13 protein-coding genes are annotated in these 15385 nt (G+C 35.2%); 12 read left to right on the plus strand and 1 reads right to left on the minus strand.

What is annotated here, in order from left to right; translation table 11 throughout:
- Positions 1 to 231 precede the first annotated feature (231 nt).
- From ACEN31_RS08955 to ACEN31_RS08975, 5 genes are all read left to right on the plus strand, one after another.
- Positions 232 to 954 carry an isoprenyl transferase gene (locus tag ACEN31_RS08955; RefSeq protein WP_338489085.1) on the plus strand — a complete coding sequence of 241 codons (723 nt, stop codon included), beginning with the start codon at positions 232 to 234 and terminating at the stop codon, positions 952 to 954.
- Between the two features lie 37 nt (positions 955 to 991).
- Positions 992 to 1786, plus strand: coding sequence for a phosphatidate cytidylyltransferase (locus tag ACEN31_RS08960; RefSeq protein ID WP_407090592.1), 795 nt, complete (start codon positions 992 to 994; stop codon positions 1784 to 1786).
- Positions 1787 to 1797: 11 nt separating this feature from the next.
- The gene (gene rseP, locus ACEN31_RS08965; RefSeq protein ID WP_407090593.1) at positions 1798 to 3063 is read left to right on the plus strand and encodes an RIP metalloprotease RseP; all 1266 of its coding nucleotides are present in this window, start codon (positions 1798 to 1800) and stop codon (positions 3061 to 3063) included.
- A 67-nt stretch (positions 3064 to 3130) separates the two neighbouring features.
- Positions 3131 to 7432 carry a PolC-type DNA polymerase III gene (locus tag ACEN31_RS08970; RefSeq protein ID WP_407090594.1) on the plus strand — a complete coding sequence of 1434 codons (4302 nt, stop codon included), beginning with the start codon at positions 3131 to 3133 and terminating at the stop codon, positions 7430 to 7432.
- A gap of 184 nt (positions 7433 to 7616) precedes the next feature.
- Entirely contained in the window at positions 7617 to 8165 is a 549-nt protein-coding gene (locus tag ACEN31_RS08975; RefSeq protein ID WP_197104441.1) for an NADPH-dependent FMN reductase, read from the plus strand.
- Positions 8166 to 8308: 143 nt separating this feature from the next.
- On the opposite strand, the gene ACEN31_RS08980 is transcribed toward ACEN31_RS08975, so the two are convergent.
- On the minus strand, positions 8309 to 9187 hold the full coding sequence (locus ACEN31_RS08980) for a MetQ/NlpA family ABC transporter substrate-binding protein (RefSeq protein WP_407109223.1): 879 nt from the start codon (positions 9185 to 9187) through the stop codon (positions 8309 to 8311).
- A gap of 290 nt (positions 9188 to 9477) precedes the next feature.
- Between ACEN31_RS08980 and ACEN31_RS08985 the strand changes: the two genes are divergently transcribed.
- From ACEN31_RS08985 to rbfA, 7 genes are all read left to right on the plus strand, one after another.
- Positions 9478 to 9918 (plus strand): hypothetical protein, encoded by a 441-nt coding sequence (locus ACEN31_RS08985; protein ID WP_407090596.1) that lies wholly within the window; start codon positions 9478 to 9480, stop codon positions 9916 to 9918.
- A 198-nt stretch (positions 9919 to 10116) separates the two neighbouring features.
- Positions 10117 to 10590: a ribosome maturation factor RimP gene (rimP, locus tag ACEN31_RS08990; RefSeq protein WP_407090597.1), complete on the plus strand. Its 474-nt coding sequence runs from the start codon at positions 10117 to 10119 to the stop codon at positions 10588 to 10590.
- Positions 10591 to 10614: 24 nt separating this feature from the next.
- The gene (gene nusA / locus ACEN31_RS08995) at positions 10615 to 11940 is read left to right on the plus strand and encodes a transcription termination factor NusA (RefSeq protein WP_407109224.1); all 1326 of its coding nucleotides are present in this window, start codon (positions 10615 to 10617) and stop codon (positions 11938 to 11940) included.
- A gap of 32 nt (positions 11941 to 11972) precedes the next feature.
- Complete coding sequence (gene rnpM / locus ACEN31_RS09000; protein WP_407109225.1) at positions 11973 to 12266, plus strand: RNase P modulator RnpM; 294 nt, start codon at positions 11973 to 11975, stop codon at positions 12264 to 12266.
- On the plus strand, positions 12263 to 12586 hold the full coding sequence (locus tag ACEN31_RS09005; RefSeq protein ID WP_407109226.1) for a L7Ae/L30e/S12e/Gadd45 family ribosomal protein: 324 nt from the start codon (positions 12263 to 12265) through the stop codon (positions 12584 to 12586). Before rnpM ends, ACEN31_RS09005 begins: the two co-directional genes overlap by 4 nt.
- 20 nt (positions 12587 to 12606) lie before the next feature.
- Positions 12607 to 14823 carry a translation initiation factor IF-2 gene (infB, locus tag ACEN31_RS09010; protein WP_407109227.1) on the plus strand — a complete coding sequence of 739 codons (2217 nt, stop codon included), beginning with the start codon at positions 12607 to 12609 and terminating at the stop codon, positions 14821 to 14823.
- A gap of 21 nt (positions 14824 to 14844) precedes the next feature.
- Positions 14845 to 15219 carry a 30S ribosome-binding factor RbfA gene (gene rbfA, locus ACEN31_RS09015; protein ID WP_407090602.1) on the plus strand — a complete coding sequence of 125 codons (375 nt, stop codon included), beginning with the start codon at positions 14845 to 14847 and terminating at the stop codon, positions 15217 to 15219.
- The last annotated feature ends 166 nt before the right edge of the window (positions 15220 to 15385 follow it).

Genomic DNA, 15385 nt, shown 5'->3' on the forward strand with positions numbered 1-15385 from the left:
GTAGATATTCTCCTTATGTTATTTGGTGGTACTTTTAATATAACGAATATCTGCGTCTTTTAGAAGACACAAAGATAGGGTTGATGACATTTTAATTTTTGTCATCAACCCTATTTATTGTAGAACCTAACTTTTTAGATAAAAGTATTTTTTTGTTTTCATGATTATTATTCGTAATTTAGCATTATTTTGGTATAATACTAGGGATGATTATTTAAAAGGGAGTATTTTATGAATAATGAATTTGAAACAGTTCCCAAGCACATTGCAATTATAATGGATGGAAATGGACGCTGGGCTAAGAAAAGATTTTTACCACGCGTAGTTGGGCATCGAAAAGGTGTTCAAGCAATTAAAAAAATTACAATTAGAGCGAATGAACTTAATATAAAATTAATTACAATGTATGCTTTTTCAACAGAAAATTGGGGACGACCTAAAGATGAAGTGGACTTTCTGATGAAATTGCCGAAGGAATTCTTTAACGATTTTTTACCTGAATTAATTGAACATAATATTCGAATTGAAGTCATCGGTGACACAGATGCACTTCCTGAAGAAACTAAAGGAATCTTAAACTCAGCCATTGAGGATACTAAACATTGTACTGGAATGATATTAAACTTTGCATTGAATTATGGGGCACGACAGGAAATTACTAGTGCAGTGAAAAGTATTATAACTGAAATTCAAAAAGAAAATATTAATTTAAGTGATGTATCAGAAGAATTAATTAATAAACATTTAATGACGAGTCGTTATAATGAACTCAGTGATCCTGATTTAATTATTCGAACAAGTGGAGAAGAACGCTTAAGCAATTTCCTATTGTGGCAAGCTGCCTATAGTGAGTTTTACTTTACAGATGTCTTATGGCCTGATTTTAATGAGGGTGAACTTGACAAGGCTATTAATGCTTATAACGGCAGACAACGACGATTTGGAAAAGTTTAATAATTGTCTGTCGTCTTAAGTCTTAGGAGGAATAATTTTGATTGTAAGAATTAGAAGTGCCGTCATAGCACTTGCGCTTTATATCCCATTCTTATTAATAGGTGGCGGTTATTATGCATTTGCGATGTGGGTTATTGGAATTATAGGCTTATTTGAATTTGCAGAAATGCAGAAACTAAATATATTTAATCATATTGGTTTCTTTTCTGTCGTTGGTTTGACTTCTTTACTCATACCTCAAATGTATATGCCAGAAATTTTGAAACAGGGCAATCCAGAGTATTTATTTTACATTTGTAGTCTGATGTTGTTAGTATTTACTGTATTCAACCATCGAAAATTTAATTTTGCTCATGCGGCTATCATTGTGTTTGCCTGTATTTATATAGGTTATGGTTTTAGATTCTTAATACTATTTCGCGAGATGGGTCTAGAAACAATTCTTTACTTATTAGTTGTAGTATGGTCAACTGATTCCGGTGCGTACTTTGTCGGTAGGAAGTTAGGAAAAAGACCACTGGCTCCTGAAATCAGCCCGAATAAGACAGTTGAAGGAATGATTGGTGGGGTTTTAACCGCACTACTTGTATCAAGTATATTTGTCGCTTTATTCCAACCAGCCTTAGGTGTAGTGAATCAAATATGGATGTTAACAATTATAGTGTCACTTTTTGGACAATTTGGTGATTTAGTTGAATCGGCATTTAAACGTTATTTTAACGTTAAAGATTCGGGTAAATTTTTACCGGGTCATGGTGGTATGTTAGACCGATTTGATAGTTTAATTTTCGCAAGTTTTATAATGATGTTTTGGATAAATTTATTTAGATAGGATGGTTACTATTGACGACTTTACTAGTATTTTTAGTCATATTTTCGATAATTGTAGTTATACATGAGTTTGGACACTATTTTTTCGCAAAGCGTGCAGGAATTTTAGTTAGAGAATTTGCGTTAGGGATGGGTCCTAAATTATTTTCTAAACAAGGGAAAGATGGAACAACATATACAGTCAGATTGTTACCACTTGGTGGTTACGTTCGTCTAGCTGGATTATATGAAGAAGATGAAATTCAAGCTGGAATGGAAGTAGGTTTAGAAATTAATGATAATGATCAAGTATCATTGATTAATTTATCGGATAACTTTTCAGTTGACGAGATGCCAGTCAGAGTTGACAATGTTGATTTAATTGATGAGATGATCATTGAAGCTGTTCCAGTTGGACAAACAGATATTGTAAAATACTCAGTGGCAAAAAAAGCAAACATAATTGAAGCGGATGGAACTAAATTACCAGTTGCACCACGTGAAATGCGCTATGAAAGTGCGAGTGTTTGGAATAAGATGATTACTAACTTTGCAGGACCAATGAATAACTTTATATTATCCATTATTGCTTTTACAATTGTTGCTTTTATGATTGGTATTCCTAATACAGATAGCGTCATTGGTGAAGTTGTTGATGGATCAGTAGCTCAAGAAGCTGGTTTAGTTGATGGCGATAGAGTAACTGAAGTCGATGGGCAATCTGTAAGTGAGTGGTCTGATTTAGTATTATTAATTCAAGAAAGACCAAACGAAGAATTACAAATGACTGTTGAACGTGAGAATGAAACGGTTGATACAGTTGTGAATGTTCAGGCTGTGACGGATGAACAATCTGGTAACGAAATTGGACAAATTGGAATTATTGCGGATAGAGAGTTTAGTTTTGGAAGTAGTATTACTTATGGTGTGACAGCGACTTGGGGAATTATCACTGGCGTATTAGGAGTTATCGGCAGTATGATTACGAGTGGCTTCAATATTAATAACTTTGGTGGCCCAGTAGCGATGGCTCAGATGACTGATCAAGTTGTTAGCCTTGGGCTACCAGTAATAGTGAACTTCTTAGCGATGCTTTCTGCTAATTTAGGAGTATTCAACTTACTACCCATACCAGCTTTAGACGGTGGTAAAATTGTTTTAAATGCGATTGAAGCAATTAGAGGGAAACCATTAAGTGAATCAAAAGAAGGAATCATTACAATTATTGGCGTGTTAATTATGGTAGTATTAATGGTTGCTGTAACATGGAATGATATTAACAGGGCATTTTTCCAATAAGTTTTAATTTGAGGATGTGGCATCATTATTGATGGTTGCATCCTTAATTTTATCGAAAGGAGTTATTATGGCTGATAAAAGAGAATTATTCGAATTACTTCTCGATCATATTCAATTAAATGATGAAGAAATCGTTGAAGAACTACAACATACTGAAATTAAAACTGTGAATATATTAGCACAGTCAAACCAATGGCATTTTACATTTATTTCGCCAAATCGAATTCATCCAAATGCATATCAAATTTTTCAACATCATATAATAAAAGCATTTGAGCATATTGGTAGAGTTGAGACTTGGTGGCTATTTGAAGAGGATTCTTTAGAATCTAATAACATACTTGAATATTGGTACGCTATTATGTCAGTAATAGCACAAGAAAAGCCTTTTATTCGGTCGATCTTGTCTCAAGCGAAGTATGAAATCGTTGGCGAATCATTAAGAATTGGATTAGCTAGTGATATTCAAATTAATATGTTAAAAGAAAAATACGAACGATTATTAATAGAGAAACTCGAACAAGTCCAAATTACTGACCTTAATTTAGAGTACTACGTTGACGAAGAGTTATTACAAGATGAGATTAACGCAGTTCGAGATCGTCAAAGTAATGAAGATGAACAGAGCTTATTAGAAGCTTTAGAAATTCAAGAAAAAAGACAAAAACAAGAGCGAACAGTTGTGCAATCAACCTCTGATGATATAGGGAAAGATATTCCTAATAAACCGGCTTTGCCAATGATTGAATTAGATGATAATCAATTTAAACAAATCATTGAAGGTTTTATATTTTCGCATGAAATTAAAGACTTGCGTAGTGGAAATCAGCTTTTAATTATGAATATTACTGACTACACGAGCTCAGTGACTGTTAAGCTGATGTCTGGCCGTCGCATCTCAAAAGAAGCATTGAATCAATTTAGTAAAGGTGAATGGATTCGACTAGAGGGAGATATGATCCCAGATAATTTCACTTCGGAATTATATTTTAGACCGAGAAGTGTTAGAAAAGTAACGGTCCCTGGCCGTGAAGATAAAGCACCGGCTGATGGTAAACGTGTTGAATTGCATGCTCATACAAATATGAGTCAATTAGATGCAACAAACTCAGCCACTGATATTGTTACTCAAGCAGCTAAATGGGGTCATAAAGCAGTTGCTATAACGGATCACGCTGTAGCACAATCTTTCCCAGATGCGTATTGGGCGGGTAAAAAACATGGAATAAAAGTAATCTACGGAATTGAAGCTTATGTCGTGAATGACGGTGAACCCATCGCATTTAACTTAAGAGATGAGGCTTTAGATGAAGCAACATATGTTGTATTTGACGTGGAGACGACTGGACTATCATCTGTCTATGATGACATCATAGAACTTGCAGGAGTGAAGATGAGAGAAGGCGAAATTATTGATACATTCGAAGCCTTTATTAATCCAAACAAACCTTTGTCAGCTTTCACTACTGAGTTAACAGGTATTACTGATGATATGGTTAAAGATGCTCCAACGGCTAAACCTGTTTTAGAACAATTCCAACAGTTTTGTGGTGATTCTATTCTAGTTGCGCATAACGCAACGTTTGATATTGGCTTCATTAATAAAGGCTATGAACGTGTTGGCTTACCACAAACTGACTTACCAGTGATTGATACATTAGAACTGTCTCGTTTAGTGAATCCAGATTATAAATCACACCGTTTGAATACTTTAGCTAAGCGATATAACGTTCAACTAGAACAGCATCACCGAGCAGTCTATGACTCCGAGACAACAGGGTACATCTTGATGAAGTTATTAGAACAAGCGAAGGATCAATTTGGTATCATCAATCATAACCAATTAAACGACCAAATAGGACAGGGTGAGAGTTTTAAACAATCAAGACCTTTCCATGCAACTATATTAGTTAAGAACCAAGACGGATTGAAAGCTTTATTTAAGCTGATATCCATGTCCAGTACAGAGTATTTCTACCGTGTACCTCGTATTCCAAGATCTGAATTGACCCAATATCGTGATGATTTATTAATTGGAACGGCGTGTTCAACAGGAGAAGTATTCACTGCCATGATGCAAAAAGGGTATGAAGAAGCAAGCGAACTTGTTGATTATTATGACTTTATCGAAGTGCAACCTCCATCAGTTTATGAACCACTCATCAAAGATGAATTGATTCGTAACGAAGCTGACTTAAAACATATTATCAGTGAAATGCTTCGTTTAGGTGATGAAAAGAACAAAACCGTTGTTGCGACTGGGAATGTCCATTACCTGGATGAAAAAGATGAAATTTACCGTGAAGTATTGAAGAAATCGATGAAAATCAACGCTAACAGAACTTTACATATGCCAAGAGTTCATTTCAGAACGACTGATGAGATGTTACAAGAATTTTCTTTCCTTGGTGCTGAAAAAGCCCAAGAAATCGTCGTTGAGAATACTCAAAAAATTGCAGATTCAATTGAAGAAGTTGCTGTGATTAAAGATGAATTATATCCACCTGTTATTGAAGGTGCTGAAGAAGAAATTACTCAAATGAGTTATGACAAAGCGCATGAAATGTACGGAAATCCTCTGCCTGATATCGTTGATAAGCGAATCAAAAAGGAATTGGACAGTATTATATCGAATGGGTTCGCGGTTATTTATTTAATCTCACAAAAATTAGTGCTTAAAAGTAATGATGATGGATATTTAGTTGGTTCTCGTGGATCAGTTGGATCAAGTTTAGTAGCCACCTTAACAGGAATTACTGAAGTGAATCCCTTAGCCGCACATTATTATTGTACAGAATGCCACTATAGTGAGTTTTTCACTAATGGTGAACATAAATCTGGTTACGACCTTCCACCAAAGGCTTGTCCTGATTGTGGAGCCGAATTGAAAAAAGATGGACAAGATATTCCGTTCGAAACTTTCCTTGGATTCTACGGAGACAAAGTTCCCGATATTGATTTGAACTTCTCAGGAGATTACCAAGCAAAAGCGCATGCGTATACTAAGGAGTTATTCGGTGAAGATTATGTCTTTCGTGCAGGAACAATAGGTACAGTTGCCAATAAAACTGCTCACGGTTACATTCGAGGATATCTAGAATCTTCAGGTGAGCATTTGCCTCAGGCTGAAAGAGAACGATTAGCCTATGGTATTGAAGGCGCTCGAAGAACAACAGGTCAACATCCGGGTGGTATTATTGTTATCCCTGACTTCATGGATGTTTACGACTTTACACCTGTGCAATATCCAGCGGACGATGTGAATGCCGAATGGAAGACTACACACTTTGATTTCCATTCTATTGATGCCAATGTCTTAAAGCTTGATATTCTTGGTCACGATGATCCGACCATGATTCGTATGTTACAAGATTTAAGTGGTATTGATCCAATGGATATTCCGCCTGTAGATGAAAAAGTGATGCAAATATTCAGCGGTACTGAAGTACTGGGGGTAACGCCAGAACAAATAAATTCTGATACCGGAACACTTGGGGTTCCAGAATTCGGGACTGGCTTCGTGCGAGGCATGGTTTCAGAAACAAAACCTAAAACTTTCGCGGAGTTACTTCAAATCTCTGGACTTTCACATGGGACAGATGTTTGGTTAGGAAATGCTCAAGAATTAATTAAAAATAATGTTGTAGAACTATCTGATGTAATTGGTTGTCGTGATGATATTATGACAACTTTAATTCAATACGGTTTAGAAGATGGGACCGCCTTCCAAATTATGGAGCATGTGCGTAAGGGGAAAGGAATTCCTGATGACTGGCAAGCAGATATGCGAAGTAATAATGTTCCAGAATGGTACATTGACTCTTGTTTAAAAATTAAGTATATGTTCCCGAAAGCCCATGCGGCTGCTTATGTTCTGATGGCCTTGCGTGTAGCTTACTTTAAAGTGTATTATCCAATGTACTATTACGCTGCGTATTTCTCAATTCGTGCAAAAGACTTTGATTTAGTTGCTATGCATCAAGGGAAAGAAATGGTCAAAAGACGTGTCCGTGAAATTAATGACAAAGGCTTTGGAGCAACAAATAAAGAAAAAGAATTAGTGACAGAACTAGAGATAGCGAATGAAATGTTAGAACGTGGATTTAAATTCCAAATGATTAATATTGAAAAATCTGACTCGAAACATTTCATAATCGAAGGAGATTCATTAATTCCACCATTTAGAGCCGTTCCTGGTTTAGGTAATAACGTAGCTGAACAAATTGTGAAAGCACGTCAAGAAGCTCCATTCTTATCAAAAGAAGATTTACAAAAGCGTGGTAAAGTTTCAAAAACAGTACTAGCGTACTTAGACGATAATGGCGTCTTAGAAGGATTACCAGATGAAGATCAGCTCAGTTTATTTTAAATATTGAATAATTTACACTTCTTTTTAAGTTTTCTAACCTAAAAAGAAGTTTTTTATGTAAATATCAATAATTATCTCTAAAACGAAATTATTTTCAAAAACCAGACCTTTTCATTTGCATAACCATTTGAATGTCGTTAGAATATAATAGTAATCAAAATTATTTTAAGGAGATGTTATTTTTATGACAAAAATTGGAGTAGTAGTAGGTAGCTTACGTAAAGAATCCTATGCGCGTAAATGGTCGGTAGCATTAGCTGAGTTATTCCCAGCAGATGTAGAAGTAGAATTCTTAGAAATTGGGAACTTACCATTATATAACGAAGAATACGATGAAAACAACCCAAGCGAATATACTGAATTCCGTAACGCTGTATCAGCACAAGATGCAATTATTTTTGCGACACCAGAATATAACCGTTCAACTTCTGGAGTATTAAAAAATGCCATTGATGTTGCTTCTCGTCCTTGGGGACAAAGTGTATGGGCTGGTAAGCCAGCTTTAATCCTAGGTCACTCTATTTCCAATATTAGTGGTGCGAACGCTGTTCAATCACTACGTCCTACATTAGCATTCTTAGATATGCCAGTATTAGGTCAACCAGAAGTTTACTTAGCAAATTCACAAAACTTCTTTGATGAAGACGGTAAATTAAATAATGAAGAAACACGTGGTTTCTTACAAACAGTTGCGGATGCATTTATCGCACATATCGAAAAAAACACTAAATAATTAGACAAATACAACTTATATGTGTTGTTAAAAAACGCGCGTAGAAAGCAAGAGAAGTCTTACTTTCTACGCGTGTTTTTCTTTTTAAGAATAACTACAAACGGTATCGTTTGTAAAAGTTGTGATAATCACAAAATAAATAATTAATTACGTTCATTCTCAAGACTTGCTTCATATTCTTCTAATAATATCCAAGCAGGAATATGACCACCATTTGAAATTTCTTCAATATAGTCTGCAACATCGTCTGATTGATATAAATCTACAATATATTGGTATAGTGGGTTGTCTTGATCTTCTTCACGAACCGTAACGGTGTTCAAGCGATTATAATTGAATGTTTCAGTATTGTGGCCATAAGAATAGATAGCATCATTTGGTTCAAAGTCAGTACTTTCTAAGTAGACCTGATGAATCACTCCCATATCAACATCGGCCATGGCAGCTGGAATTTGAGCAGCTTCCAATTCAATGATTTCATAATTATTTGGATTTTCAACGATGTCATTCACAGTTGGTAAGGCATCAATTGATTCATCTAGTTTAATAAGCTCAGCATAATCTAAGATTTGTAAAGCGTAAGAGCTACTTGCCAAATCATTTGGAATAGCAATGATCGCCCCTTCAGGTAAATCATCAATAGAATTATGCTTTTCTGAAAAGAAACGCAATGGGGTAGCAAAAGTATTTCCAATAGAAACTAAATTAGTTTCATTTGCTTCATTCCAATCATTTAAGAAGTCGGTATGCTGATAAGCATTCATATCCAATGATCCATCAACTAATGAAATGTTAGGTGTATTATAGTCAGTAAACAGGACTATGTCTAATTCAATGCCATCTTCCTCAGCTTTATCAGCAACAAACTCCCATATATCAGCCAATTCTTCACCGACCGTTCCGATAGTCACAGTTTCACCTACAAATTCTTCAGAAAATACCTCAGCTTTAGCAGGAGCCATTGGTTCTAAGAATAAGAATAATAACAAACTAAAAAGCAACAGTTTTATTCTTTTTTTCATTTATATAAACATCCTCTCAATTCAATATGAATAGAATTATAGCACAACTTGTTAACTATAAGAAATAAAATTGCACTTAAATAAATATAACAGATAATGAAAATATAATATAACAGTTTGATATGTTTTTATTCACATGAAAAAGTTTCATATTAAAATTTAATTGAATTAAACACGGATTTACTCATATGGTTTAATTGTGAAAACAATAACAAACTTCTGGACTCGCCAAAAAAATATGTTATAATAAGTTTATAAGTAAAATAAATAGCTTAAAGGGGAGAATTGTAATGGGAAGAAAGGTTCAGACATTTAATTTTCATTTCCATAATGGTGGCCAATGGGAAATTCCAGTAGATTTAGTCGGTGATATTTGGATTAAACGTGTTTCAACAAGTTTAGGTAGAATTAATGATGGAGAAATTGTTGAGATTCATCCTTCAGAAGCTTTCAGAATGGAATTACTACCTGAAGCTGATACTTTTCAAACAACAGACATTAATCAAGGTGGATTAGAGGCTGGAATGTTTGAGACAGTGATAAAAAATCAAGATATCGAACGATTGACAGTCGTATGGGATAATGAAGACAGTGAAGAAGTTTACTTCCCATTCGAAGTAACCGAAGAAAGTGGTACAGTGAATAAATTCATGTCCGGAAAAATCCAAGATAAAAAATTATACTTAGTTATTGATGTAAATAATCATGTGAATGATATTTACCCAAATTAATTTAAACTAAAACCTTTGATCATATTTTGATTAAAGGTTTTTTATTTGGAATGCTTTAAAGAAGCTGTTACTTGTACATTTTAAAGATTTGTGGTATATTGGTTAAGGAATTTAGAAGAGACGGGGAGGAGTGAGCGGTGACGCTTGCTCCTTTCATATTTATAACTAAGAATTTAATTTAAAGGATGAGGTGAAATATTGAGTAAAGTTATTGAGTCCGTAGTTCCAGTAATTGAGCCAATTGTAGAATCAGAAAATTGTTATTTGGTTGATGTTGAATATGTAAAAGAAGGACCAAACTGGTACTTGAGAGTCTATGCCGATAAAGAAAAGGGAATAGATATTGAAGATTGTGCGAAAATTAGCGAAAAACTAAGTGAGGCACTCGATCAGATTAGCCCAGATCCATTTCCAAAAGCATATTTTTTAGAAGTGTCATCGCCAGGTGCCGAACGTCCATTAAAAACTGAACAAGATATCTTAAATGCTGTGGGCGAATATATTCATTTAGATTATTACGTACCACAATTTGGGGAGAAATTTCATGAAGGTACTTTATTAGAAGTCACGGATGAAATGTTCCAAATTGAAGTAACAATTAAGACAAGAAAAAAAGTACTTGAAATTAAACGCGATGCGGTATCAAAACTCCGTTTAGCAATTAAATTCTAAAAAATTAATGAGGTGATTAAGAAGATGAGTAAAGATTTAGTACAAGCTATGCAGATTCTTGAAGAGGAAAAAGGAATTTCTAGTCAGGTCATCAAGGAAGCTCTCGAATCGGCTTTAGTATTAGCGTATAAAAAAAGATACGATAATGCACAAAACGTTGAAGTAGAATTTGACGAAGAAAGTGGATCAATCAAAGTATTTTCAGTGAAAGAAGTCGTAGAAACTAAGTATGACCCTACTTTTGAAATTTCATTAGAAGAAGCTTTAGAAATTAATCGAGCTTATGAAGTCGGCGACAAAATCAAATTCGAAGTAACACCAAACGATTTTGGTCGTATTGCCACTCAAACAGCTAAACATGTTGTAATGCAACGAATTCGTGAAGCTGAACGTGACATTATTTATAATGAATTCATTCAATATGAAGATGAGATTTTAACTGGGACTGTTGAACGTTTCGAAAAAGGAATTGTATATGTCAACTTAGATAAAGTTGAGGCAGTTATGCCAATTCGTGAACAAATTGCTGGAGAAAACTTAGAAATTGACGAACGTGTGAAAGTGTATGTATCAAAAATTGATAAAACACCTAGAGGACCACAAGTGGTCGTGAGTCGTTCGCATCCGGATTTCTTACGCAGATTATTTGAACAAGAAGTGCCAGAGATTTATGATGGGATTGTTGAGATTGTTTCAATTTCACGTGAAGCTGGAGACCGTTCTAAAGTTGCGGTAAGATCTCGTGATGAGAATATTGATCCAGTTGGTACGTGTGTGGGTCAAAAAGGACAACGTGTACAAACAATCGTGAATGAACTGAATGGCGAGAACATGGATATTATTGAATATAGTGAAGATCCTGCAACATTTATCCGTAACGCTATGAGTCCTGCAGAAGTTATTAATGTAATTTTTGAAGAAGAAGGAAACTCTTGTATCGTTGTAGTGCCAGATTACCAATTATCGTTAGCAATCGGTAAAAAAGGGCAAAATGCTCGCTTAGCTGCGCGTTTAACATCACATAAGATAGATATTAAATCAGAAACAGCTTATGAAGAGTATTTATCAGAACAAAGTGCTGAAATCGAAGAAGATTACTTAGTTAATAATGAAGTAGAATTAACTGAAGAGTATGATGCATTCGATGAAGCTGAAATTATTGCTGATGTTGAAGAGATAGAAGAAATTGAAGATCATGATAGTGTCAATGAACAACTTGAAGAGCAAGATCTAGATGAGAATAATTACGATGCTGAAGCTGTAGAGGACGCAATTTCTGAAGTTGAGCATGATCATGAACAAGATTATGATGAATTGCTTGAAGAGCAAGAAGAACAAGCTGAATTATAATAAATGATAATTTTCATTAAAGGAGCGAACTAATGGCTGCTAAACAACGCAAACAACCAATGAGAAAATGCATTGTATCTCAGGAAATGTATCCAAAAAAAGAATTAGTGCGTGTTGTTAAATCCAAAGAAAACGAAGTTTTTCTTGATCCAACAGGACGAAAAAATGGACGAGGTGCTTATATAGCACTTGAACCTGAGTTGGCATTAAAAGCAAAAAAAGAAAAAACATTTGATCGTGCATTTGGTGTGAAGATTAATGATGAATTCTATGATGAGTTATACAATTATATTGATCATCAGAAAGCTCGTAAAGAACTACTATGAAAAATGATTTAAAGAAATTAAATATGTTAGGTCTAGCTATGCGCGCCAGAGAGATTATTTCTGGAGATGAATTGGTCGAAAAAGCGGTAAAAAATAACCGCGTTCGCCTAGTATTATGCGCGAGCGATGCCAGTGAGAAAACATTAGAGAGATACCGTTCTTTAAGTGAACGAAAAGATATTCCCCTTAACACAGAATTTACTAAGTATGAATTAAGTCAAGCTATTGGTAAAAACCGTTCAATTATCGGTTTGACAAATCAAGGCATGACAAATAAATTTTTATCTTACGATGTGGAGAGTGAGGAATCATATGACTAATTAATTAGGAAGGTGATTACATGACTAAACGCGTATATGAATATGCAAAAGAACATGATCTGACAAGTAAAGAGCTACTTACTATGGCTAAGTCAAAAGGCATGGAATTCGGTAGCCATATGTCTTCAATTTCTGAAGACCAAGAAAAGCAACTGAATAATATTATTAGTAATAAAAACAATAAGAAATCCGAAAAACCAGAAACAAACTCGAAAGAGGCAAATAAAGAAGGTTCAAACACTTCTCAAAATACGAATAAAAAAGCATCGGATAAAAACCAAGCAAAACAAAATCAACATAAAAAAGAGGAATCTAAAACGAATACTAAGCAGAATAACAACTCAAATAAGAACGCTTCTAATAACAATAAATCATCAAATCAACCTGGACGCCGTAATCGACGCAACCGTCGCGGTAAAGGGAACAAGAATTTCAAGAACACTTATTCTAAAGGGATTACACAACGTAAACATAAAGATTTACCAGAAAAATTAGTGTATTCTGAAGGAACAAATATTCAAGAAATTGCTAAAATGTTGCATCGAGATGCATCTGAAATCATTAAAAAATTAATGATGAACGGTGTTATGGCTAACCAAAACCAAGCACTTTCAAAAGATGTGATCGAATTAATCGCGCTTGAATATGGTGTAGAACCAGAAGAAAAAGTTGTTGTTGATGTATCTGATTTAGATGTGTACTTCGAAGAAGAACAAGATGAAGCTAAATTAACAACTCGCCCAGCTGTTGTTACTATTATGGGTCACGTTGACCACGGTAAAACAACATTACTTGACCAATTACGTCATTCACGTGTTACAGAAGGTGAAGCTGGTGGGATTACTCAACATATTGGTGCTTACCAAGTTGAAACTGAAGACGACAATATTATTACATTCTTAGATACGCCTGGACATGAGGCTTTCACAACTATGCGTGCTCGTGGAGCGGATGTAACGGATATTGCAATTATTGTTGTAGCTGCCGATGACGGTGTAATGCCACAGACAGTTGAGGCGATTAACCATGCGAAGGCTGCCGATGTACCAATTATCATCGCTGTGAACAAAATTGATAAACCAACAGCAAATCCAGACCGTGTAAAACAAGAGTTATCTGAACACGGAATTATTTCTGAGGATTGGGGTGGAGACAACATCTTTGTCGAAATCTCAGCGAAATTCAATCAAAATATTGAAGAATTATTAGAAATGATTGTACTAGTATCAGAAGTTCAAGAACTGAAAGCTAACCCTGACCGTTTAGCATTAGGGTCAGTTATCGAAGCACGTCTTGATAAAAACCAAGGTGCAACAGCTACGTTATTAGTACAAGATGGTACTTTAAATGTTGGAGATCCGATCGTTGTTGGTAATACGTATGGCCGTGTTAGAACAATGGTTAACGATATCGGACGACGTATCCGTACAGCTGGACCAGCCACTCCTGTTGAGATTACTGGTTTACAAACAGCACCACAAGCGGGTGACTTATTCGTAGTATTCGAAGATGAGAAAACTGCACGTCAAGCCGGTGAACAACGTGCACAAGAAGCTCAAGAAGCTCAACGTAGTTTAACAAAGAAAGTAACTTTAGATAACTTATTTGAATCATTACAAGAAGGCGAATTAAAATCAGTTAACGTGATTATTAAAGCCGATGTGCAAGGTTCAGCTGAAGCATTATCTGCAAGCTTACAAAAAATTGAAGTTGAAGGTGTGCGTGTAAATGTAGTTCACCAAGCCGTTGGAGCAATTAATGAAAGTGACATTTCATTAGCCGCTGCTTCAGGTGCGATTGTGATTGGATTTAACGTTCGCCCAACACCACAAGCGCGTCTACAAGCAGATTCTGAAGTTGTCGACATTAGACAATATCGTGTAATTTATGACGCTATTGATGAAATAGAAACAGCCATGAAAGGTATGCTAGACCCAGAATATGAAGAAGAAGTTCAAGGTCAAGCGCTTGTACGTGAGACATTTACAGTGTCTAAATTAGGTACGATTGCTGGTTCATTCGTTACTGATGGCTACATTGCTCGTGATAGTCAAGTTCGTTTAATTCGTGATAACATTGTAATATTTGAAGGTGAAATCGCAAGCTTGAAACGATTCCAAGATGATGCAAAACAAGTAGCTAAAGGCTATGAATGTGGTATCATGATTGAAAACTATAACGATGTTAAAATGGATGACGTTATCGAAGCATTCCATATGGTTGAAATAGAAAGATAACCTTTTAAGGAGGACGATACTATGGCAAAATACCGTGCAGGTAGAGTTAGACAAGAAATATTGCGTGAAGTTAATAATATCTTATTATTAGAAATTAAAGATCCACGTGTTGAAGGGGTAACAATTACCGATGTAAATGTTACTGGAGATTTACAACAAGCGACAATTTACTATAGTACTTTATCGGATAAAGCTGGTGAGAGACAAAAGACTCAAAGAGGTCTGGATGCTATTACAGGTAAAGTTCGTAGAGATTTAGGTAAGAAATTAACTTTATATAAAACACCGGAAATTAAATTTGAACGTGATCGTTCAATTGATTACGGTAGTCATATTGATTCGTTATTAAACCAAATTAAAGTGGACTATAACGAAGAAAGTGACAACGAAGCGTAAAGACTTAAACCATTCAAGTCACATTTGTGATTTGAATGGTTTTTTGCATGTGCGCCCGGCATGGGCGATAACTTGGTGGTGAAAGTCCACTACAGACTTGGCAGTAGGAACTGTTAGCTAAAGGCAAGGGTGTCCACCGTGAGGTGGAATCTGAAGGAAGCCGGAG

Origin of the sequence: Ruoffia sp. FAM 26255 (assembly GCF_045528525.1) — a bacterium.
In the GTDB taxonomy this organism is placed as follows: Bacteria; Bacillota; Bacilli; order Lactobacillales; family Aerococcaceae; genus Ruoffia; species Ruoffia tabacinasalis.

Coding starts and splice junctions, on each gene's coding strand:
- nusA (WP_407109224.1), top strand. CDS start 10,615: ATGAGTAAAGATTTAGTACAAGCTATGCAGATTCTTGAAGAGGAAAAA.
- infB (WP_407109227.1), top strand. CDS start 12,607: ATGACTAAACGCGTATATGAATATGCAAAAGAACATGATCTGACAAGT.
- ACEN31_RS08980 (WP_407109223.1), bottom strand. CDS start 9,187: ATGAAAAAAAGAATAAAACTGTTGCTTTTTAGTTTGTTATTATTCTTA.
- ACEN31_RS08975 (WP_197104441.1), top strand. CDS start 7,617: ATGACAAAAATTGGAGTAGTAGTAGGTAGCTTACGTAAAGAATCCTAT.
- rnpM (WP_407109225.1), top strand. CDS start 11,973: ATGGCTGCTAAACAACGCAAACAACCAATGAGAAAATGCATTGTATCT.
- ACEN31_RS08955 (WP_338489085.1), top strand. CDS start 232: ATGAATAATGAATTTGAAACAGTTCCCAAGCACATTGCAATTATAATG.
- ACEN31_RS09005 (WP_407109226.1), top strand. CDS start 12,263: ATGAAAAATGATTTAAAGAAATTAAATATGTTAGGTCTAGCTATGCGC.
- rbfA (WP_407090602.1), top strand. CDS start 14,845: ATGGCAAAATACCGTGCAGGTAGAGTTAGACAAGAAATATTGCGTGAA.
- ACEN31_RS08985 (WP_407090596.1), top strand. CDS start 9,478: ATGGGAAGAAAGGTTCAGACATTTAATTTTCATTTCCATAATGGTGGC.
- ACEN31_RS08970 (WP_407090594.1), top strand. CDS start 3,131: ATGGCTGATAAAAGAGAATTATTCGAATTACTTCTCGATCATATTCAA.